Source organism: Pseudomonas sp. p1(2021b) (assembly GCF_020151015.1).
GTDB lineage: Bacteria > Pseudomonadota > Gammaproteobacteria > Pseudomonadales > Pseudomonadaceae > Aquipseudomonas > Aquipseudomonas putida_K.
The window spans coordinates 3,267,847-3,288,158 of record NZ_CP083746.1; the positions used below are offsets into that span (position 1 = coordinate 3,267,847).

24 protein-coding genes are annotated in these 20,312 nt (G+C 62.5%); 14 read left to right on the forward strand and 10 right to left on the reverse strand.

The genetic code is table 11. The features are described from left to right. Nucleotides 1–10 precede the first annotated feature (10 nt). Genes nuoI through nuoN form a run of 6 tightly spaced genes read left to right on the forward strand, consistent with a single transcriptional unit; the run spans nucleotide 11 to nucleotide 6,291 of the window. A complete protein-coding gene (gene nuoI / locus K8374_RS15145; protein WP_016488223.1) occupies nucleotides 11–559 on the forward strand; it encodes an NADH-quinone oxidoreductase subunit NuoI in 549 nt (182 codons plus the stop codon). Between the two features lie 10 nt (nucleotides 560–569). After that, a complete protein-coding gene (gene nuoJ / locus K8374_RS15150) occupies nucleotides 570–1,070 on the forward strand; it encodes an NADH-quinone oxidoreductase subunit J (protein ID WP_224456246.1) in 501 nt (166 codons plus the stop codon). A 3-nt stretch (nucleotides 1,071–1,073) separates the two neighbouring features. Then, a complete protein-coding gene (gene nuoK, locus K8374_RS15155) occupies nucleotides 1,074–1,382 on the forward strand; it encodes an NADH-quinone oxidoreductase subunit NuoK (RefSeq protein WP_008096201.1) in 309 nt (102 codons plus the stop codon). Further along, entirely contained in the window at nucleotides 1,379–3,232 is a 1,854-nt protein-coding gene (gene nuoL, locus K8374_RS15160; RefSeq protein WP_224456247.1) for an NADH-quinone oxidoreductase subunit L, read from the forward strand. Before nuoK ends, nuoL begins: the two co-directional genes overlap by 4 nt. Before the next feature lie 49 nt (nucleotides 3,233–3,281). After that, nucleotides 3,282–4,814, forward strand: a complete 1,533-nt coding sequence (nuoM, locus tag K8374_RS15165) for an NADH-quinone oxidoreductase subunit M (RefSeq protein ID WP_084859177.1) — start codon at nucleotides 3,282–3,284, stop codon at nucleotides 4,812–4,814. 7 nt (nucleotides 4,815–4,821) lie between these two features. Then, nucleotides 4,822–6,291 (forward strand): NADH-quinone oxidoreductase subunit NuoN, encoded by a 1,470-nt coding sequence (gene nuoN, locus K8374_RS15170; protein WP_084859178.1) that lies wholly within the window; start codon nucleotides 4,822–4,824, stop codon nucleotides 6,289–6,291. Nucleotides 6,292–6,366: 75 nt separating this feature from the next. Here the strand turns inward: nuoN and K8374_RS15175 are convergent, their stop codons facing one another. After that, entirely contained in the window at nucleotides 6,367–6,657 is a 291-nt protein-coding gene (locus tag K8374_RS15175) for an ogr/Delta-like zinc finger family protein (RefSeq protein WP_224456248.1), read from the reverse strand. Between the two features lie 492 nt (nucleotides 6,658–7,149). On the opposite strand from K8374_RS15175, the gene K8374_RS15180 reads away from it, so the two are divergent. Continuing rightward, the gene (locus K8374_RS15180) at nucleotides 7,150–7,551 is read left to right on the forward strand and encodes a helix-turn-helix domain-containing protein (protein WP_224456249.1); all 402 of its coding nucleotides are present in this window, start codon (nucleotides 7,150–7,152) and stop codon (nucleotides 7,549–7,551) included. A gap of 1 nt (nucleotide 7,552) precedes the next feature. Here K8374_RS15180 and K8374_RS15185 read toward each other — a convergent pair whose 3' ends face one another. The 3 genes from K8374_RS15185 to K8374_RS15195 are packed head-to-tail and all read right to left on the reverse strand — an operon-like array spanning nucleotide 7,553 to nucleotide 8,584. After that, nucleotides 7,553–7,939, reverse strand: a complete 387-nt coding sequence (locus K8374_RS15185; RefSeq protein ID WP_224456250.1) for a hypothetical protein — start codon at nucleotides 7,937–7,939, stop codon at nucleotides 7,553–7,555. Beyond that, a complete protein-coding gene (locus K8374_RS15190; protein WP_224456251.1) occupies nucleotides 7,932–8,321 on the reverse strand; it encodes a head completion/stabilization protein in 390 nt (129 codons plus the stop codon). Before K8374_RS15190 ends, K8374_RS15185 begins: the two co-directional genes overlap by 8 nt. A gap of 14 nt (nucleotides 8,322–8,335) precedes the next feature. Beyond that, nucleotides 8,336–8,584, reverse strand: a complete 249-nt coding sequence (locus tag K8374_RS15195) for a helix-turn-helix domain-containing protein (RefSeq protein ID WP_224456252.1) — start codon at nucleotides 8,582–8,584, stop codon at nucleotides 8,336–8,338. Nucleotides 8,585–8,813: 229 nt separating this feature from the next. Here K8374_RS15195 and K8374_RS15200 point away from each other — a divergent pair, with 229 nt between their 5' ends. Next, nucleotides 8,814–10,889: a TonB-dependent receptor family protein gene (locus K8374_RS15200; RefSeq protein WP_224456253.1), complete on the forward strand. Its 2,076-nt coding sequence runs from the start codon at nucleotides 8,814–8,816 to the stop codon at nucleotides 10,887–10,889. A gap of 3 nt (nucleotides 10,890–10,892) precedes the next feature. Here K8374_RS15200 and K8374_RS15205 read toward each other — a convergent pair whose 3' ends face one another. Further along, nucleotides 10,893–11,957 carry an AI-2E family transporter gene (locus tag K8374_RS15205; protein ID WP_224456254.1) on the reverse strand — a complete coding sequence of 355 codons (1,065 nt, stop codon included), beginning with the start codon at nucleotides 11,955–11,957 and terminating at the stop codon, nucleotides 10,893–10,895. A 123-nt stretch (nucleotides 11,958–12,080) separates the two neighbouring features. Here K8374_RS15205 and yegQ point away from each other — a divergent pair, with 123 nt between their 5' ends. The 4 genes from yegQ (at nucleotide 12,081) to K8374_RS15225 (ending at nucleotide 15,521) form a co-directional block, all read left to right on the forward strand. Then, on the forward strand, nucleotides 12,081–13,415 hold the full coding sequence (gene yegQ / locus K8374_RS15210; RefSeq protein WP_224456255.1) for a tRNA 5-hydroxyuridine modification protein YegQ: 1,335 nt from the start codon (nucleotides 12,081–12,083) through the stop codon (nucleotides 13,413–13,415). A 165-nt stretch (nucleotides 13,416–13,580) separates the two neighbouring features. Then, nucleotides 13,581–14,009 (forward strand): DUF411 domain-containing protein, encoded by a 429-nt coding sequence (locus K8374_RS15215; RefSeq protein WP_224456256.1) that lies wholly within the window; start codon nucleotides 13,581–13,583, stop codon nucleotides 14,007–14,009. Further along, nucleotides 14,009–14,446 (forward strand): YqaA family protein, encoded by a 438-nt coding sequence (locus K8374_RS15220; RefSeq protein WP_224456257.1) that lies wholly within the window; start codon nucleotides 14,009–14,011, stop codon nucleotides 14,444–14,446. The genes K8374_RS15215 and K8374_RS15220 overlap by 1 nt, the downstream gene beginning before the upstream one ends. A gap of 76 nt (nucleotides 14,447–14,522) precedes the next feature. Then, nucleotides 14,523–15,521 (forward strand): alpha/beta fold hydrolase, encoded by a 999-nt coding sequence (locus tag K8374_RS15225; protein ID WP_224456258.1) that lies wholly within the window; start codon nucleotides 14,523–14,525, stop codon nucleotides 15,519–15,521. Between the two features lie 78 nt (nucleotides 15,522–15,599). Here the strand turns inward: K8374_RS15225 and K8374_RS15230 are convergent, their stop codons facing one another. From K8374_RS15230 to K8374_RS15245, 4 genes are all read right to left on the reverse strand, one after another. Continuing rightward, nucleotides 15,600–16,184: a DinB family protein gene (locus K8374_RS15230; protein WP_084859198.1), complete on the reverse strand. Its 585-nt coding sequence runs from the start codon at nucleotides 16,182–16,184 to the stop codon at nucleotides 15,600–15,602. A gap of 11 nt (nucleotides 16,185–16,195) precedes the next feature. Further along, nucleotides 16,196–17,302 carry a cell division protein ZapE gene (zapE, locus tag K8374_RS15235; RefSeq protein WP_224456259.1) on the reverse strand — a complete coding sequence of 369 codons (1,107 nt, stop codon included), beginning with the start codon at nucleotides 17,300–17,302 and terminating at the stop codon, nucleotides 16,196–16,198. 87 nt (nucleotides 17,303–17,389) lie between these two features. After that, nucleotides 17,390–18,538 (reverse strand): PQQ-dependent sugar dehydrogenase, encoded by a 1,149-nt coding sequence (locus tag K8374_RS15240; RefSeq protein ID WP_224456260.1) that lies wholly within the window; start codon nucleotides 18,536–18,538, stop codon nucleotides 17,390–17,392. Nucleotides 18,539–18,562: 24 nt separating this feature from the next. Next, nucleotides 18,563–18,883: a hypothetical protein gene (locus K8374_RS15245; RefSeq protein WP_224456261.1), complete on the reverse strand. Its 321-nt coding sequence runs from the start codon at nucleotides 18,881–18,883 to the stop codon at nucleotides 18,563–18,565. A gap of 215 nt (nucleotides 18,884–19,098) precedes the next feature. Here K8374_RS15245 and K8374_RS15250 point away from each other — a divergent pair, with 215 nt between their 5' ends. Then, complete coding sequence (locus K8374_RS15250; protein ID WP_224456262.1) at nucleotides 19,099–19,575, forward strand: LEA type 2 family protein; 477 nt, start codon at nucleotides 19,099–19,101, stop codon at nucleotides 19,573–19,575. A gap of 4 nt (nucleotides 19,576–19,579) precedes the next feature. Here the strand turns inward: K8374_RS15250 and K8374_RS15255 are convergent, their stop codons facing one another. Then, complete coding sequence (locus tag K8374_RS15255) at nucleotides 19,580–19,843, reverse strand: hypothetical protein (RefSeq protein ID WP_224456263.1); 264 nt, start codon at nucleotides 19,841–19,843, stop codon at nucleotides 19,580–19,582. Nucleotides 19,844–19,970: 127 nt separating this feature from the next. Between K8374_RS15255 and K8374_RS15260 the strand changes: the two genes are divergently transcribed. Continuing rightward, entirely contained in the window at nucleotides 19,971–20,291 is a 321-nt protein-coding gene (locus tag K8374_RS15260; RefSeq protein ID WP_084859208.1) for a YqjD family protein, read from the forward strand. The last annotated feature ends 21 nt before the right edge of the window (nucleotides 20,292–20,312 follow it).

Consider the following 20,312-nt stretch of genomic DNA (forward strand, 5'->3'; position numbering starts at 1 on the left):
GATTTGACCCATGTTCAAGTATATCGGCGACATCGTTAAGGGCACCGGCACCCAGCTGCGCAGCCTGGCCATGGTGTTCTCCCACGGGTTCCGCAAGCGCGACACCCTGCAATACCCCGAAGAGCCCGTGTACCTGCCGCCGCGCTATCGCGGCCGCATCGTCCTGACCCGAGACCCCGACGGCGAGGAGCGCTGCGTGGCCTGCAACCTCTGCGCGGTGGCCTGCCCGGTTGGCTGCATCTCGCTGCAGAAGGCCGAGACCGAGGACGGCCGCTGGTACCCGGAGTTCTTCCGCATCAACTTCTCGCGCTGCATCTTCTGCGGCCTGTGCGAGGAAGCGTGCCCGACCACCGCGATCCAGCTGACTCCGGATTTCGAAATGGCCGAGTTCAAGCGTCAGGACCTGGTGTACGAGAAGGAAGACCTCCTGATCTCCGGCCCCGGCAAGAACCCTGACTACAACTTCTACCGTGTTGCGGGTATGGCGATCGCTGGCAAGCCGAAAGGCGCTGCGCAGAACGAGGCCGAGCCGATCAACGTGAAGAGCTTGCTCCCATAAGGACAGAAAGATGGAATTCGCTTTCTACTTCGCATCCGGGATCGCCGTGGTCTCCACCCTCCGGGTGGTGACCGGCACCAACCCTGTGCACGCCCTGCTCTACCTGATCATTTCCCTGATCTCCGTGGCGATGATCTTCTTCTCCCTGGGTGCGCCGTTCGCCGGCGCCCTGGAAGTGATCGCCTATGCCGGCGCCATCATGGTGCTGTTCGTCTTCGTGGTGATGATGCTCAACCTCGGGCCGGCCTCGGTCGCCCAGGAACGTGGCTGGCTCAAGCCCGGCATCTGGGCGGGGCCTGTGGTCCTGGCCGCCTTGCTGCTGCTCGAGCTGCTCTACGTGCTGTTCGCCGAGCCAAGCGGCGCAGCCATCAGCGGTACCACCGTGGATGCCAAGGCCGTGGGCATCAGCCTGTTCGGCCCGTACCTGCTGGTGGTCGAACTGGCCTCGATGCTGCTGCTCGCCGCAGCCGTCACGGCCTTCCACCTGGGCCGCAACGAGGCGAAGGAGTAAATCATGGGTGCTATCCCTCTCGAGCACGGTCTGGCAGTCGCCGGTATTCTGTTCTGCCTCGGTCTGGTCGGCCTGATGGTCCGCCGCAACATCCTCTTCGTACTCATGAGCCTGGAAGTCATGATGAACGCCTCTGCCCTGGCGTTCATCGTCGCCGGTGCCCGTTGGGTCCAACCCGACGGCCAGGTGATGTTCATTCTGGTGATCAGCCTGGCAGCCGCCGAGGCCAGCATTGGCCTGGCGATCCTGCTGCAGCTGTATCGCCGCTTCCACACTCTCGACATCGATGCTGCCAGTGAGATGCGCGGATGAACCTTCTCTTCCTGACTTTCGTCTTCCCCCTGATCGGCTTCCTGCTGCTGTCGTTCTCCCGCGGGCGGTTCTCGGAGAACCTGTCCGCGCTGATCGGCGTCGGCTCCGTCGGCCTCTCGGCCGCCGTGGCCGCCTACGTGATCTGGCAATTCAACGTCGCGCCGCCTGAAGGTGGCGCGTACAGCCAGCTGCTGTGGCAGTGGATGTCGGTGGACGGCTTCGCGCCGAACTTCACCCTCTACCTGGACGGCCTGTCGGTCACCATGCTCGGCGTGGTCACCGGTGTGGGCTTCCTGATCCACCTGTTCGCTTCCTGGTACATGCGCGGCGAAGCCGGTTACTCGCGCTTCTTCTCGTACACCAACCTGTTCATCGCCAGCATGCTGTTCCTGGTGCTGGGCGACAACCTGCTGTTCATCTACTTCGGCTGGGAAGGCGTGGGCCTGTGCTCCTACCTGTTGATCGGTTTCTACTACAGCAACCGCAACAACGGTAACGCGGCACTGAAGGCCTTCATCGTCACCCGGATCGGCGACGTGTTCATGGCCATCGGCCTGTTCATCCTGTTCGCCCAGCTCGGTACGCTGAACGTGCAGGAACTGCTGGTGCTGGCACCGCAGAAATTCCAGGCGGGCGACACCTGGATGGTCCTGGCCACCCTGATGCTGCTCGGTGGTGCGGTCGGTAAATCGGCCCAGCTGCCGCTGCAGACCTGGCTGGCCGACGCAATGGCCGGCCCGACGCCGGTCTCGGCGCTGATCCACGCCGCCACCATGGTGACCGCAGGCGTCTACCTGATCGCCCGTACCCATGGCCTGTTCCTGCTGGCGCCGGACATCCTGCACCTGGTGGGCATCGTCGGTGGCGTGACCCTGGTCCTGGCCGGTTTCGCCGCGCTGGTGCAGACCGACATCAAGCGTATCCTCGCCTACTCGACCATGAGCCAGATCGGCTACATGTTCCTGGCCCTGGGCGTCGGTGCCTGGGAAGGCGCGATCTTCCACCTGATGACCCACGCCTTCTTCAAGGCCCTGCTGTTCCTTGCCTCCGGTGCGGTGATCGTCGCCTGCCACCACGAGCAGAACATCTTCAAGATGGGCGGGCTGTGGAAGAAGCTGCCGCTGGCCTACGCCAGCTTCGTGGTCGGTGGCGCCGCCCTGGCTGCCCTGCCGATCCTGACCGCCGGCTTCTATTCCAAGGACGAGATCCTCTGGGAAGCCTTCGCCAGCGGCCACACCGGCCTGCTGTACGCTGGCCTGGTCGGTGCGTTCATGACCTCGCTGTACACCTTCCGCCTGATCTTCATCGCCTTCCACGGCGAAGCGAAGACCGAGGCTCATGCCGGCCACGGGGTTTCCCACTGGCTGCCGCTGGGCGTGCTGATCGTGCTGTCGACCTTCGTCGGCGCCTGGATCCACCCACCGCTGGCAGGTGTGCTGCCGCAGAGCGTCGGCCATGCCGGTGGCGAAGCCCAGCACTCGCTGGAAATCGTCTCCGGTGCCATCGCCATCGCCGGTATCCTGCTGGCCGCGGTGCTGTTCCTGGGCAAACGTACCCTGGTCACGGCCATCGCAAACAGCGGCATCGGCCGCGTCCTGTCGGCCTGGTGGTTCGCTGCCTGGGGCTTCGACTGGATCTACGACAAGCTGTTCGTCAAACCTTACCTGCTGATCAGCCACCTCCTGCGCAAGGACCCGGTTGACCGCAGCATCGGCCTGATTCCTCGTATGGCTCGCGGCGGCCACGTTGCCATGAGCAAGACCGAGACCGGCCAGCTGCGCTGGTACACCGCCTCCATCGCCGTGGGTGCCGTGCTGGTACTGGGCGCCGTGGTAGTAGCGGCGGTATGACTATGAACCTTGCGAACCTTGCGACTCTGCGAAAGGAAACGAACCCGTCATGATTCTGCCTTGGCTGATCCTGATTCCCTTCATCGGCGGCCTCCTGTGCTGGCTGGGTGAGCGCTTCGGCACCACCCTGCCCCGCTGGATCGCGCTGCTGACCATGTCCCTGCTGCTCGGCATCGGCCTGTGGCTGTGGGGTAACGGTGACTACACCCTGGCCCCGGCCCCTGGCGCCGAACCTGCCTGGACCCTCGAATACAAGGTCGAGTGGATCAAGCGCTTCGGCATCAGCATCCACCTGGCCCTCGACGGCCTGTCGCTGCTGATGATCCTGCTCACCGGCCTGCTGGGTGTACTGTCGGTCCTGTGTTCCTGGAAAGAGATCCAGCGTCACGTCGGCTTCTTCCACCTCAACCTGATGTGGATTCTCGGTGGCGTGGTCGGTGTGTTCCTGGCCCTGGACCTGTTCCTGTTCTTCTTCTTCTGGGAAATGATGCTGGTGCCGATGTACTTCCTCATCGCGCTCTGGGGTCACAGCTCGGCCGATGGCAAGAAGACCCGGATCTACGCCGCGACCAAGTTCTTCATCTTCACCCAGGCCAGCGGCCTGATCATGCTGGTGGCGATCCTTGGCCTGGTGCTGGTGAACTACAACGCCACCGGCGTCATCACCTTCAACTACAGCGACCTGCTCAAGGCCGAGCTGCCCGCTGGTGTCGAGTACCTGCTGATGCTGGGCTTCTTCATCGCCTTCGCGGTGAAACTGCCGGTGGTGCCGTTCCACTCCTGGCTGCCTGACGCTCACGCCCAGGCACCGACCGCAGGCTCCGTGGACCTGGCGGGTATCTTGCTGAAGACTGCGGCCTATGGCCTGCTGCGCTTCGCCTTGCCGCTGTTCCCGAACGCCTCGGCCGAGTTCGCGCCGATCGCCATGACCCTGGGCCTGATCGGCATCTTCTATGGTGCCTTCCTGGCCTTCGCGCAAACCGACATCAAGCGCCTGGTCGCGTTCTCCAGCGTTTCGCACATGGGCTTCGTGCTGATCGGCATCTACTCCGGCAGCCAGCAGGCCCTGCAAGGCGCCGTGATCCAGATGCTGGCCCACGGCCTGTCGGCCGCCGCGCTGTTCATCCTGGCCGGCCAGCTGTACGAGCGCCTGCACACCCGTGACATGCGCCAGATGGGCGGCCTGTGGCACCGCATCGCCTACCTGCCGGCGATCAGCCTGTTCTTCGCTGCCGCATCGCTGGGCCTGCCGGGTACCGGCAACTTCGTGGGCGAGTTCCTGATCCTGATCGGCAGCTTCGCCAGCGTACCGTGGATCACCGTGATCGCCACCACTGGCCTGGTCTTCGGTTCGGTCTACTCGCTGATCATGATCCACCGCGCCTACTTCGGCCCGGCCAAGGCCGATACCGTCCTGGCCGGCATGGACGGTCGCGAGCTGATCATGGTCCTGGGCCTGGCTGGCCTGCTGATCCTGCTGGGCGTGTACCCGCAGCCGTTCCTGGACACCTCTGCTGCCACCATGAGTGGTGTACAGCAGTGGCTCGGTTCCGCTTTCACTCAACTCGCTTCGGCCCGGTAAGAGCGCTATGGAATTCACCACTCAACACTTCATCGCATTGGCGCCGATGCTCATCACCACCGTGACCACGGTGGTGGTGATGCTGGCGATCGCCTGGAAGCGCAATCACTCGCAGACCTTCCTGCTGTCAACCGTGGGCCTTAACCTGGCCCTGCTGTCGATCCTCCCGGCGCTGAAGGTCGCGCCGCTGGCGGTCACCTCGCTGGTGACCATCGACAAGTTCGCCTGCCTGTACATGGCCCTGATCCTGGTGGCCACGCTCGCCTGCGTCACCCTTGCCCACGCCTACCTGGGCGAAGGTGCCAAGGGCTACCCGGGCAACCGTGAAGAGCTGTACCTGCTGCTGCTGATGTCTGCCCTGGGCGGCCTGGTGCTGGTCAGCGCCAATCACCTGGCCGGCCTCTTCATCGGCCTGGAGCTGCTGTCGGTACCGGTCTACGGCCTGGTGGCGTACGCCTTCTTCAACAAGCGTTCGCTGGAAGCCGGCATCAAGTACATGGTGCTCTCGGCCGCAGGCTCGGCCTTCCTGCTGTTCGGCATGGCCCTGCTGTATGCCGACGCCGGCAGCCTAACCTTCGACCAGATCGGCAAGGCCCTGGCCAGCACCAGCATGCCAAGCCTGCTGGCCCAGCTGGGCCTGGGCATGATGCTGGTCGGCCTGGCGTTCAAGCTGTCGCTGGTCCCCTTCCACCTGTGGACCCCGGACGTGTACGAAGGTGCTCCGGCGCCGGTCGCCGCCTTCCTGGCCACCGCCAGCAAGGTCGCGGTATTCGCCGTGGTCGTGCGCCTGTTCATGCTCTCCCCCGCTGCCAGCAGCGGAGTGCTGAGCACTGTGCTGGCCGTGATCGCCGTCGCCTCGATCATCATCGGCAACCTGCTGGCGCTGACCCAGAGCAACCTCAAGCGTCTGCTCGGTTACTCGTCCATCGCCCACTTCGGCTACCTGGTCATCGCCCTGGTGGCGAGCAAGGGCCTGGCGACCGAGGCCATCGGTGTCTACCTGGTCACCTACGTGATCACCAGCCTGGGCGCCTTCGGCGTGATCACCCTGATGTCTTCGCCTTATGCCGGCCGTGACGCCGATGCCCTGTACGAATACCGCGGCCTGTTCTGGCGCCGTCCGTACCTGACCGCGGTACTGACCGTGATGATGCTGTCGCTGGCCGGTATCCCGCTGACCGCAGGCTTTATCGGCAAGTTCTACATCATCGCCACCGGCGTCGAGTCGCACCTGTGGTGGCTGGTCGGCGCCCTGGTGATCGGTAGCGCCATCGGCGTCTACTACTACCTGCGCGTCATGGTCACCCTGTACCTGGTCGAGCCGAACCTGCGTCGCCACGACGCCCCGCTGAAGTGGGAACAGCGCACCGGCGGCGTCATGCTGCTGGCCATCGCGATTCTTGCCTTCGTCCTGGGTGTGTACCCGCAGCCTCTGCTGGAAATGGTGCAACAAGCCGGCCTGCAACTGATCGGCTGATCACCCACCCAAAACAAAACACCCCGCTCATGCGGGGTGTTTTGTTTTGGAGTTCTTATTACGGTGCGCTGGCGATCACGCCGCACCGGAAGCAGTCGTAACGCTGCGGGAGGTCTTTCGTGGCCGCCCCGGATTATTGGCTGCCCGGCGCAACTCACCGCCCGCACTTGGAAGGTGGACATCCGGGTTCGGCATGCCGCTGGGAGACAACTCATGGGTCATCTCGAACTGGGCACGGACCGACCAGCCGCAGGCTTCGTTGACGCATTGCAGGTAAGCGATCCGGAGAAAGACGTGACGCCCTTCACTGGTTCGGATCCGCATTTTGCCGCTGCAATGCGGGCATACCAGTTTGTAGCTACTCATAGGAGCCTCCCGCCGTCCTCAGGGAAATCTTCGAACCGCTGAGCACCTTGAGGCAGCCCTGCACACTCATACTTAGCGCCTCGCACAGCCCTCGTAAGGAAATTCGACAGTTGCAGTAAGCATATGCCAATGCACCTATAAGTGTTTTCAACAAATTCATATTACTTACCATTCTATGCTGAGTGGAATCCTGCCAATGTAATGGGATGAACGTTGATCGCAGTGAAACAACAGCCATCACACGATACTCATATTGAGTAATACTTCCGCATCGCAACAACAGAGCCGGGCAGCCCTGCCCTCTTAGCTTATCGCGCCAGATCACTCCATAATCTTGCGTGGCAATTATCGTAGGCGCATACCCAAATATATGTAGTCCTTTTCATCGCAGCCATATTTCGTGCCATCCACGCTGAGTGAGATATCGCCAATATATTCATATTGCATACCTTTGCCTACAAATCTTATCACTACTCTTCCATGGTATTCACAATGAGTAAAACCTGCATTGCTGCGATATTGAGTCGACTGAAGCTGATTGCTGGTTGCACAACCGACATCGAGCTCGCCAAAACGTTGGGGATCAGCCCGCAAACCCTGAGCAGTTGGAAAGTGCGTGGGCGCATCCCGTATTCACTGTGTGTCGCACTGGCCGAACAACATGATTTGTCACTGGACTGGTTATTGTTGGGCGATGGCAACCAGGCTCGCACACCCGCCCCCCCACAGGCGGATACCTCGACGTCAGGCTGGGAGGCGGACCTGCTCGTGCAATTGAGGGAGCTGTCCGACCTGGACCTGCAAACCATCCGCGCGACCGTGCAGGACAAGCTGCGGATCTCTCAGTTGGAACGTCGCCTTGAAGAGCTTGCAAGCCGTCCCGACAGTCATTGAACTAGCCTCCCTTGCGCCAGCGCCGGATGATGTCCTGCAGGTCCGCGTGGTCCACCCAGTGCATGACCTTGATGCTGATGGGAATGACTACCAGGGCTGCGACAAATGCGGCGACACCGCTGGACAGGGAGGGCACCAATGACAGCACGAATGGCGTGAAGAGGTAGCCAACGCCACCTGCCAATGCCAGGGCGACCATGCGTTGCCAGACCTTCAACCGATCATCGTTGCTCAGAATGCCCCAATGCCTTAGTCGACGTCGTGAGCTGCTGACCAGCCAGGCACCCAGCATCGCGCCGAACATGGCATTGAGGTCCAGGCTGGTCGGCCCGCCAACGTCCTGGAAGTGCTCCAGGATCGGCAGGGCTGTCTCTAACATGTCATTCATGGGACACCTCCTTGCGTAATGGCGCGCCCAGGGCAACCTCGGTGACATGGCGAGCCAAGGCGCTGCGGGTACCCGCTTCCACCAGCCGCAGGTAACAGGTCGAAAGCGCCCTGCCCTGGTCGTGCCGGGCGACATCGATGAGCCGCCTGTAGCCACGCTCACGCAGGCACCGCCGCCATTGGGCGAATTCCTGCGCTGCCAGTTCAACGGATGCCCTGGCAGCGACTTCCAGTTGTGTATCGCTGATTTCAGGGGGAAGGTGCAGGCGGTTACGCAATACACCCAGTTCGATACGTGGCCAGAACAGATCGTGGCAAGCCAGGTAGCGCGAACCCTGGAGTTGGGAATCGTCCTCGGTAGTTGCTGAAGCGTTGCTGTTCATCGGCGGCCTCCTTCTCACTGGTCTTTCAGCAGGCCATACCGCAAGGCCTTGATCACCGCCGCGACCCGGGTATTTACAGCAAACTTGCGTAGGATATTGCTGATATGAAAGTTAACGGTCGACTCTTTACAACCCACAATCTGGCCAATTTCCCAAGAGGTTTTGCCATAAGCGCACCAAAGCAGAACTTCCTTTTCCCTTGGCGTGAGGTGGATGGACTGCTCGTCGACAGAGTCGGACTTCAGTTGGCTTTGCAGATTCATTGGACGCTCTCCGTACGTTCATAACTCGCCCGAAAGGGGCTTCGCAGTTGCTGTGCATGCACCTTACGAATGAGAGAGCAGCTCACTCCAGCACTTGGAGTTGTAACAGCGCGCCTGACAAAAATGCCTGTCATTTACCTCGTGCGCTTTTGGATTATTCGACGTGCTCTGGTTGACTTTTCGTGCGTCTGAGGAAAGTTTCCGCCTGAAAATTGCCCGGAGTTCCACGATGCGTCCCGTTTCACCTGTCACCTGCGCTGCCGGCGTGCTGGCTATCTGCGCCTGCAGCCCTGATCTGGCGGCGGCTCCCGTGGAGCTGGACGAGGTATTGATCCAGGAACAGCAAGGCGAACTGGAGCAGGCCGCGCAGCGTCTGCGGGAGACGCCTGGCGCAACCACCCTGGTCGACATGCAGCGGGTGGATCAAGGGCGCGTTGCCACCAACCAGGACGTGCTCGCCTATCAACCAGGGGTCTTCGCCCAATCGGCTGGCAACGACGGCATCAAGCTGTCGGTCCGTGGCTCGGGGATCAACCGCTCCCCTGGCGCCCACGGCTCCGGGATCTATACGATGTTCGACGGCCTGCCGCTGACCGGCCCCGGGGGCACGCCCTATGAGCTGTTCGAGCCACTGTGGCTGAGCCGTGCCGAAGTACTGCGCGGCGCCAACGGGTTCGACCAGGGCGCCTTGGCCCTGGGCGGCGCGATCAACTATGTGACCCATACCGGCCATGACGCCGCGCCCTTGCAGCTGCGTTATGAAGTGGGCAGCCGCGGCTACGCCCATCGGCACATCAGCTCTGGACAGGTGCTGGGTAACCTGGACTATTACCTCGCCCTGACCGACGCCGAATACGACGGTTACCAGGCGCACAGCAGCGGCAGTGCCAAGGGCATTGCCGCCAATATCGGCTATCGCTTTAACGCCAATCTGGAAACGCGCTTCTACCTGCGCTACCGGGAGACCGAGAACGAGTTGGCCGGGCGCTTGACCAAGCAGCAGATCAAGCATGACCCTCGGGCGGCTAACCCGGAGTACCTGCGTCGCGATGCGAGCCGACCACAGCCAGGCAGCACTTGGCTGGCCAACAAGACCACAATCTATCTGGAAGACGAGTCACGCCTGGAAACTGGGCTGGTGTACCACGACTATCCGATGGACCTACGCGAAGGCCCCAATCGCCTAAAAGTCGCTTACACCGATGTGAGCGGAACGCTGAACTACCATCGCCGCGATACACTGTTCGGCCATGAAAGCAAAACCACAATCGGATGGCGTACTACAAAACACTTACCCAATAGCGGTGCATCGGAGTTCGTTCGGGTGCCCGAGAGCAGCAATGGTTTCAAACCTGTCGGCACGCGTACCCGCGACTTCAGCTATCAAGGGTCGGATACCGTGCTGCATGCGAGCAACGATCTGGAGCTCGTCCCCGATTTATGGCTGACCACCGGCCTGGCAATGATCTACACCCGCCGCGAAAGTGACGTCACCTACCCCGCCAACGGCGGCAAGGTCAGCCAGCACGACTGGGACTATGCACCGCGCCTGGGCCTGCGTTACGACATCGACCCGCAATTGCAGGTCTATGGCAACCTGAGCCGATCGGTCGAGCCGCCACACCCGTGGTCGCTCATCTGGAGCTCGACCGTTGCCACCCAGCCGATCGAAATGCAAAACCAGACCGCCACCACACTGGAGCTGGGCGCGCGCGGCGCTTCGGCCTTGGGCGATTGGGACCTGACCTGGTACTACTCACGCGTACGTCACGAACTATTGGCCGTGGAAATCGTGCAAGGTGCTCCAGCCAAGGAATTCAACGCCAGCCCCACCGTCCACCAAGGCATCGAGGCCGGCCTGGACAGCACCCTGTGGGAGCAGGCCGGTATCGGCAGGCTCTCCCTGCGCCAGGCCTACACGTTCAGCGACTTCCACTACCGCGACGATGATAAGTTCGGCGGCAACCGCCTGCCGGGCATCCCCATGCACTACTACCAGGCCGAGGTGCGCTACGACTGGCCCAGCGGGTTCTATGCCGGGCTCAACACCCAGATGGCGTCCAAGGTTCAGGTCGACTATGCCAACAGCAACCACGCCGACGCCTACGCCCTGCTCGGCGCAAGGCTGGGCTGGAATTCGCCCACGCAGGATTGGCAGACCTGGCTGGACCTGCGCAACCTGACCAACAAACGCTATGCCGCCACGGTCACCCCTGGGTATGACGATCAAGGCCAGGACAAGCCGCGTTCCACGCCCGGCGAAGGGTTCGCCGTGTATGCGGGTGTGTCCTACAGCTTGCGCTGAACGTTACGAAGGCAGTTGCACCTGGATCCGACTGCCGGTGAAGATCGCCCAGCTGGACATGAACAGCGCGGCGATCAGCGGCCCGATGACGAAACCGTTCAGGCCAAATACCGCCAGGCCGCCGATGGTTGAAATCAGGATCAGGTAGTCGGGCATGCGGGTGTCCTTGCCCACCAGGATAGGGCGCAGCACGTTGTCCACCAGGCCGATCACCAGCACGCCGAAGGCGATCAGCACCACACCCGGCACGATTGCGCCGGTGGCAAGGAAGTAAGCGGCCACTGGCCCCCAGACCATGGCGGAGCCCACCGCCGGCAGCAATGAAAGAAAAGCCATCAGCACACCCCAGACCAGCGCGCTGGGAATACCCAGCACCCAGAAGATCAGCCCGCCCAAGGCGCCCTGGGTCACCGCCACGAGCAGGTTGCCCTTGACCGTAGCCCGCACCACACGGCTGAACTTGAGCTGCAGGCGGCGCTTTTGCTGTTCGGGCAATGGCACGGCCATACGCACCTTGCGCGCCAGCTCCGCCCCCTCGCGCAGGAAGAAGAACAACAGATAGAGCATCACGCCAAAGCTCACCAGGAAGTCGAAGGTTCCCTGGCCAAAGCTGAACGCCTGACTGGCCAGGAACTGGCTGCCTTGCATGGCCCATTTGGTGATCTTCTCGCGCAGTCCCTCCAGATCGCCCATGCCCATGCGCTCCAGGCCGCTCTGGGCGAAGGAGGGCAATAGCGTCTTGAGCCCTTCGATGTGGCCGGCGATGTCCAGCTCGCCTTTCTCGATGCGCTGGTAGATCGTCGCGCCCTCTTGCACCAGCAGGGCACTGATGATGATCACCGGCAGCACAGCGATCAGTAGGCACACCAGCAGGGTGACCGCCGCCGCCAGGTTGCGTCGGCGGCCCAGGCGCAGCACCAGGTCACGTTGCAGCGGGGCAAACAGGATGGCGAGGATCACCGCCCAGAACACCGCGCCGTAGAACGGCAGCAGGATCCACACGAAGGCGATGGTCACCAGCGCCAGGAGCACGGCCAAGGCCTTGTTCTGCAATGCGGTCTCGTTCATGGGCATTCCTCGTGGGCTCAATCGTTTAGTGCCCACACCGCGCCCAAAAGTGCCGTTGATCTACGTCAATATCGCCTCGTCGAACAGGCCGTAGCATCCGCGCCTTTTGCCCCTGGTGCGCCCATGACCCCTCTTGCCAAGCCCGAATTGCTGGCCCCTGCCGGCACCCTCAAGACCATGCGCTACGCCTTCGCCTATGGTGCCGATGCGGTCTATGCCGGCCAGCCGCGCTACAGTCTGCGGGTGCGCAACAACGAATTCGACCATGCCAATCTGGCGCTGGGCATCCAGGAGGCCCATGCCCTGGGCAAGCGTTTCTACGTGGTCGTCAACATCGCCCCGCACAACGCCAAGCTCAAGACCTTTCTCAAAGACCTGGCACCGGTGATCGAAATGGCGCCGGATGCGCTGATCATGTCCGACCCTGGCCTGATCATGTTGGTGCGCCGGCATTTCCCGGACATGCCCATCCACCTTTCGGTGCAGGCCAATACAGTGAACTGGGCCAGCGTCCAGTTCTGGCAGCACCAAGGCGTGGCCCGGGTGATTCTGTCGCGCGAGCTGTCGCTGGAGGAGATCGAGGAGATCCGCCGACAGGTGCCCAGCATGGAGCTGGAAGTGTTCGTTCACGGCGCCTTGTGCATGGCCTATTCCGGGCGTTGCCTGTTGTCTGGCTACCTCAATCGTCGCGATGCCAACCAGGGCACCTGTACCAATGCCTGCCGCTGGAAATACCAGGCGACAGCGGCCACCGAGAACGCCACAGGCGAGATCGTCCGCGAAGTCGAACCGACCCTGGGCCTGGGGGCACCCACCGACCAGGTATTCCTGCTCCAGGAAGGCAACCGCCCAGGCGAAGAAATGCCCGCCTTCGAGGACGAACACGGCACCTACATCATGAATGCCAAGGACCTGCGCGCGATCCAGCATGTAGAACGGCTGACCCACATGGGCGTGCACTCGTTGAAGATCGAGGGCCGGACCAAGTCGCACTTTTACTGCGCACGCGCCGTGCAATCGTACCGCCAGGCCATCGACGATGCCGTGGCCGGGCGCCCGTTCGACCTGGCACTGATGGACAACCTGGAGTCCCTGGCCCAACGCGGCTACACCGAAGGCTTCCTGCGACGCCATGTGCACGACGAGTATCAGAACTACCAGCGTGGCAATTCCGTATCCGAGCGCCAGCAATTCGTCGGCGAACTGACCGGTGCTCGGGTTGCCGGGCTGGCCGAGGTCAAGGTCAAGAACCGTTTTGCCGTGGGCGATCACCTGGAGCTGATGACGCCTCGCGGCAACTACCACTTCGATCTGGATCGCCTGAGCGATCGCCAGCAACAGGCGATCCAGGTGGCTCCCGGTGATGGTCATGTGGTCTACCTGCCGATCCCGGAGCAGGTACCGCTCGAGCATGGCTTGCTGATGCGTGACCTGGACCCGGGGCAAAGTGCCACCTGACAACGCTGTAATCTTGCCTTCAGCTCAATGACAGCCGGTACAGGCGAGCATGCCACCAGGCGCAATCGACCACCGCTCGCGCTGCACCTGGGGCTGGCTTGCGCTATGCTGCGGGCCACACCTACCAGGCTGTCTGCACGCCTGCGTTTGAAGAGGAGTTTCACCATGCTGCGCAAACACCTGCTCCCCCTCGGCCTGCTGGCGATTTCCAGCCTGGCCCAGGCCGCCGAGACCATCGATGTCTACCGCGACCCCAATTGCGGCTGCTGCAAGGCATGGATCAGCCACCTGCGCGACAACGGCTTCACCGTCAATGACCATGTCGAGCCGAACATGAGCGAAGTCAAGCAGCGCCTGGGCGTGGCGCCGCGCCTGGCCTCGTGCCATACCGGCGTGATCGATGGCAAGTTCGTCGAAGGCCATGTGCCGGCCGAGCAGGTTCGCCTGCTGGCCAAGCGCAATGACCTCAAGGGCATCGCGGTCCCGGGCATGCCCATGGGCTCGCCCGGTATGGAAATGGGCGACCACAAGGACCACTACCAGGTCATCGGCCTGACCCACGAGGGCAAGGACGAAGTACTGGCCGACTATTGATGCTCAGCCTCGGGGCGCTGTTTCTCAGCGCCTTCGGCGCCGCCACGCTGCTGCCGTTGCAATCGGAAGCTGTACTGGTGGGGCTGTTGTTGCGAGAGCCGGCGGCCTGGGCGACCTTATTGCTGGTCGCCACCCTGGGCAACGTGCTGGGCTCGATCGTCAACTGGCTCCTGGGCCGTGCGATCGAGCACCTGCGCGGGCGGCGCTGGTTCCCGTTCAACGCCACTCAACTCGAACGTGCGCAGCAACGCTACCGGCGCTGGGGGCAATGGTCGCTGCTGTTGAGCTGGATGCCTGTGATCGGCGACCCCCTCACCCTGATTGCCGGCATCATGCGCGAACCCTTCTGGCGTTTCGTGCTGCTGGTCACCCTGGCCAAGGGTGGACGCTACCTGGTGTTGACCATGATCACCCTGGGTTGGCTACACGGCCGGTGACATCTTTTTGCCGATCCGGCCGTCAACTGACTGCTAAAGTCGCCTATTCCTACATGGCCCTACACGGAGTGCCCCCATGCTGCGCGCAACCTCCCTGGCTCTGGCCTGCCTCCTCGGCAGCCCCGCCTTCGCCGCCCCGGCGCCGACCTACGGCAAGCAACTCGAAGGTTTCGACTACCCGCATCCCCTCAAGCACTACGACTTCCAGTCCCAAGGCCAAGCACTGCAAATGGGCTACATGGACGTGCCCGCAAAAGGCAAGGCCAATGGCCGCAGCGTGGTGTTGATGCACGGCAAGAACTTCTGTGCCGCTACCTGGGAGACCACCCTGGACGCGTTGAGCCAGGCTGGCTACCGCGTCATCGCCCCGGACCAGATCGGCTTTTGCACCTCCAGCAAGCCGGCGCACTATCAATACAGCTTCCAGCAACTGGCGCAAAACACCCATGCCCTGCTCGAACACCTGGGGATCAAACAGGCGATCATCCTGGGGCACTCCACCGGCGGCATGCTCGCCACCCGTTATGCCTTGATGTACCCCACGCAGGTCGAGCGCCTGGCCATGGTCAACCCGATCGGCCTGGAGGACTGGAAGGCCCTGGGCGTGCCCTATCGCAGCGTGGACCAGTGGTACCAGCGCGAGCTCAAGCTCGATGCCGACGGGGTGCGCAACTATGAGCGCAACACCTATTACGCCGGGCGCTGGAAGCCGGAATACGAACGCTGGGTACAGATGCTGGTCGGCCTGAACCGAGGTCCGGGGCATGAGGCGGTGGCATGGAACTCGGCACTGATCTACGACATGATCTTCACCCAGCCGGTGTACTACGAATTCAAGGACCTGCAGATGCCGACCCTGCTACTGATCGGCGACCAGGACACCACGGCCATCGGCAGCGATATCGCCTCGCCCGAGGTAAAGGCCCGGCTGGGCAAGTACAAGGCGCTGGGGCCGAAGGTGGCCGGGGTGATACCTCAAGGGGAACTGGTGACGTTCGAAGGCCTGGGGCATGCGCCACAGATCGAGGAACCGGCGCGCTTCCACAAAGCGTTGGTCGGTTGGCTGGAGCGCTAGGCCCGTTCGCCGGCAGACGCCGCCATACCTGTGGGGCTTGTGCCGCGTTTGGGCGCCGAGGCTACGTACCCTGCGCTTTCAGCTCCCACCCCAGATCAACGCCTCGCTCCAACCAAGCTCGGCAAAGTCATCGGCCCGCAAGCTAGCCTCTTCTTCGCAGAAGAACTCATCCAGTTGCGGCGGATGCACGGAGGTATCGCTGAGCATCGCATGCACCTGGCCCCGATGATGGATCTGGTGTTCGAACAGGTGCGCCAGCAGGCGCAGACGGGACTCGCGCTGCAAGCGATCTGGGCGCACGATGCTCACGTAACGCTGCAACTGGTCGTCCTGCAGCGACCGGCAATAGGCGATGAGTCGATGATCGGCCTGGGCCTGCTCGGCGAGCAGGTCGGTGCAGGTGGCAAAGGGTTGCTCGGGCTCGAAAAAGCGCTCACCGTCCGGGCCCGGCGCTTCGCCGCGCTGCTCGCACTCCAGCGCGTGCAGGTAGAACCAGTCCACCGTCAATAGATGGTTGAGTGTGGCCTTGATCGAAGGGAAGAAGCTGCAACGGGGGGCGACGAACTCGTCGTGGGTCAGTTGCAGGCACGCCTTGTACAGACGATGGTTGGCCCAGCCATTGTTGTAGGCCTGGGTCAGCAGATGATGCGACAGCGGCTCCATGGTCGACTCCTTCAGACGAAGCGTTGCAGTTGCATCTCCCGTAGCCGGCTCAGGGTTCGCTGGAACGGGAACGCCAGATACCCTTGAGTGTAGAGTGCTTCGAGCGGTACTTCGGCTTCCAGGTACAGGGCGACCCGACGGTCGTAGCATTCGTCGACCAAGGCGATGAAGCGCCGCACACTGTCGTCCTTGGGTGCCAGGGTCGGCAATTCGCGGTCCCCGGCAACCACTCGCTCGGCGCCATCCTCGGTGCCACGTGCGATACGCCCAGCCTGCTGCTGCCCCCCAAGTGCCGGGATACCTTCGACCAGGATCGCCGGAAACAGGTCGCACAAAGCCATGAACTCCACGGCTGCCAGGGGTTGCTCGCACAGGTCGCTGAAGCGACACCACACAACGGCGTCGCTGCGTCGTACCACGTTGACTTGACGGGCGCCGATCGACAGGGGCGCCTCGGTGCCAGCATCGCCTTGGCTCAGTTGGTGAAACACTGCAGGCAGAGCACTGGGTCGCCCCGGTTCGGCCACCCAGTAGCGCTGGTGCGACGCACCGGGGTGCAGGCGATGGTCCTGTTCACCGGCCACGGGCAGGACGCGCATATGCCGCTCGATGGCAGCGATGGCCGGCAGGAAGCGCTCGCGGTTGAAGCCGTCGCGGTAGAGCTGCTCGGGAGGCTGGTTGGACGTCGCCACGACCACTACGCCCTGATCGAAGAGTGTCTGGAACAGACGGCCCAAGATGATCGCGTCGCCAATATCGCTGACGAACAGCTCGTCGAAGCACAACACGCGGATCTCTTGCGCCAATGCCCGGGCCAACGCCTGCAACGGGTCGGCAGTGCCGTTGAGCTGGAACAGCCGTTGATGCACCCAGGCCATGAAATGGTGGAAATGCTGGCGCCGCGCCGGTATTTGCAGGGCTCGATGGAACTGGTCCATCAGCCAGGTCTTGCCACGCCCGACCGGGCCCCAGAGATAGACCCCCTGTGTGGGCCGACCCTGGCGCAGTGCCTCGAAGCAGGCCTGGAGCTCGTCCACTGCCAGGGCCTGGGCGGCATCGGGGACGAATCCATCCTCGTCCAGTGCCTGACGGTAGAGGGTTTGCGGGTCGAGTGACATGCTGGATGCCCCTGGGCAAAAGCGCCATGGTACCCGGCACCGCAGCCCTATGGGCAGCCGATTTACAGCATACAGGCCGGTGGCTTGTCAGTGTTCGTTCAAGCCGACCTTGAGCAACGCGCCATCCTCGGCGTCGGTCAATAGATACAGGTAACCATCCGGCCCTACACGCACGTCACGGATGCGTGCCTTCAACTCGCCGAGCAGGCGCTCCTGGTGAACCACCTTGTCGCCGTCGAGCTGCAAGCGGATCAGTTCGCGGGATACCAGCGCACCGATGAACAGGTTATGGTCCCAGGCCTTGAAGGTCGGGCTGTCATAGAAGGCCATGCCGCTGATGCCCGGTGATTTTTCCCATACGTGGTGCGGGGGCTGGGTGCCCTCCGCATGCTTGCCCTTGGCCTCAGGAATCGGCAGCAACGAATAGTTGATTCCGTGGGTAGCGATCGGCCAGCCATAGTTCTTGCCCGGCCGCGGGATGTTGATTTCGTCGCCCCCTCGGGGGCCGTGTTCATGGGTCCATAGCTGGCCGCTCCAGGGGTTGAGGGCGGCGCCCTGTTGGTTGCGATGGCCGTAGGACCAGATTTCTGGCCGCACATTGGCCTGGCCAACGAAGGGGTTGTCCTTGGGCACTTCGCCATCTGGCAGAATCCGTACGATCTTGCCTTGCAGTTTGTCCAGGTCCTGGGCGGTGGCGCGCTGGTTGTTCTCCCCCAAGGCGACGAACAGGTAGCCGTCATGATCGAATACCAGCCGCGAACCGAAGTGGATGCCATCGGAAAGCTTGGGCTGCTGGCGGAAGATCACCGTGAAATTCTCAAGGCGGGCCAGGTCCTGGGACAGTTGGCCGCGGCCGACCGCAGTACCGCCCTTGCCATCGGCGCCCTGCTCGGCAAACGACAGGTAGACCGTGCGATCCTTGGCGAACGCCGGTGACAGTGCGACATCCAGCAGGCCACCCTGCCCTTCGGCCCAGACCTTGGGTACCCCACTCAGGGCCGGACCGACCTTGCCGTCCGGGCTGACCACGCGCAGGTTGCCGGGCCGCTCAGTGACCAACATGCCCTTGCCTTCGGGTAGGAAGGCCAAGGCCCAGGGATGACGTAGACCATCGGCTACAGTACTGACGGTCAGCTGGCCTTCCTCGCTGGGCAATTGGCGTTCGGAGGCGGCCTGTGCCAACAGCGGCATCAAGGCTGAAATGGCCAAGGTAGTAAACCAAATGCGTGGCTTCATGCTCGGGTCCTTCCAGGTGGCGGCTCAGGGCAGACGTTGACTATCCCGTGGTGGCCGGGCGGGTTCCAGGTTGGGCACGCGCTGCTCCCGGCGCAGGTTCTCGCCATTGCCGATGCCACGGTTATCCAGGGTTGGCGGCCGCGGGTTGGGTTGCGTCGAAGGCCCTCGGATCGGCGGCGCCGCAGGCATGCTGCCCTGGCGGCTGTTGGGGTTGGCGCGCTGGATCGGGCTGTTGTAGGGGTTGTTTCTGTCGCTGGCGATGAACAGCGGTTGCGGCAACGGCGCAGCTGGCAGCGGCAGGCTCAGCATCAGCCCGATGGCCAGGATCGGCAGTGTCGAATTCATGCTTCACCTCCTTTGCAAAAAGGCGCGCCCAAGCATTGGATAGCCTAAGACGTGACAGGTTCGCGGCGAAAGAGCGAATGCCGGTAGAGATGATTCCTGATATTTCAGTATGGCTCGTGGGGCCCGCTGCGCAGCGCCCAATCATGCCTCGGTGCTTTCAACGTCCGCGTGGTTTTGCCACACTGCAGTTTCGACCTGGAGACAAGGCACACGCCATGAGCTTGCGACCAAGCCGTTTCTGGCTGACTACCCTGCTTGCCTGTACGCTCAACGCCTGCGCGCTGTTCCAGCCCAGGGACCCGTTGAACATCAGCGTGGTCGGCATCGAGCCACTCCCGTCCCAGGAGCTGGAAATGCGCATGGCGGTAAAGATCCGCGTGCAGAACCCGAACGAGAAACCGGTCGACTTCAATGGCATCGCATTGAATCTTGAGGTCAACGACCAGCCCCTGGCAGCCGGCGTCAGTGACCAAAAAGGGCACATTGGCCGTTATGGCGAGGCGATGGTGGTGGTGCCGGTGAGCATCACTGCCTTTGCCGTATTGCGCCAAGCCTATGGCCTGAGCCGGCTGGATTCACTGCAGGGCCTGCCTTACGTACTGCGCGGCAAGATGGCTGGCGGCCCGCTAGGCACTGTGCGCTTCACCGACGAAGGCACACTCGACCTGCCCGAGGGCAGCCTGGTTCGCTGATCGATCAGCGGTTACTGCTGGCGGCAGCCATCATCTTGTTGACTTCGCTGCGCACCAGGTTGACGAATTCGGGAGGCGACATACCATCGAGCTCGGCGCGGACCCACTCGGCCCATTTGCTCTTGCGCCGGGGCTTCTCGCCGATGAGTCGGGCGGCCTCGCCCTTGGCTTTGCCAAGGTTGTTCTGCCAATAATCGAATAGCCGAGCCTTTTCCGCCTCGATCTGTGCCCGTTCCTCGAAGCTTCTGTTGGCCAGATTGAAACTCATGGTATTACCTGCCGCTTGAAAATGGGCGTTATCTTACACTGTACCGGCGAGCAACCGGTACGCCGACGCAACTTTCCAGGGGCACAGGTATCCATTGCCCTGACAATCAGCGAATGAGGACGTGTTCATGGCCAGGAAAAGCGCCCCGCAAACAGACAACGAACAAATCAAGGACCAGGTATTCAGTGAGTTGCAGGCCTTGATCGAAGAGTCGGAGCGGTTGCTGAATGACAGCGCAGCCCTGGTAGGCGATGAAGCCGACACGCTGCGTGCCCAAGTCAACCTGAAGCTGCGCCAGGCGAACCGCGCCGTGAACAGGCTACGGAGCAAGGCGCAACCTGCAGTAGCAGCCGCTGAAGATTATATAGGCGGCCATCCCTGGCAGACGGTGGCGATTTCCGCAGGCCTAGGGCTGGTCATTGGGCTATTGTTGGGGCAGCGTCGCTGATCGACATGCGACGCTATTGCG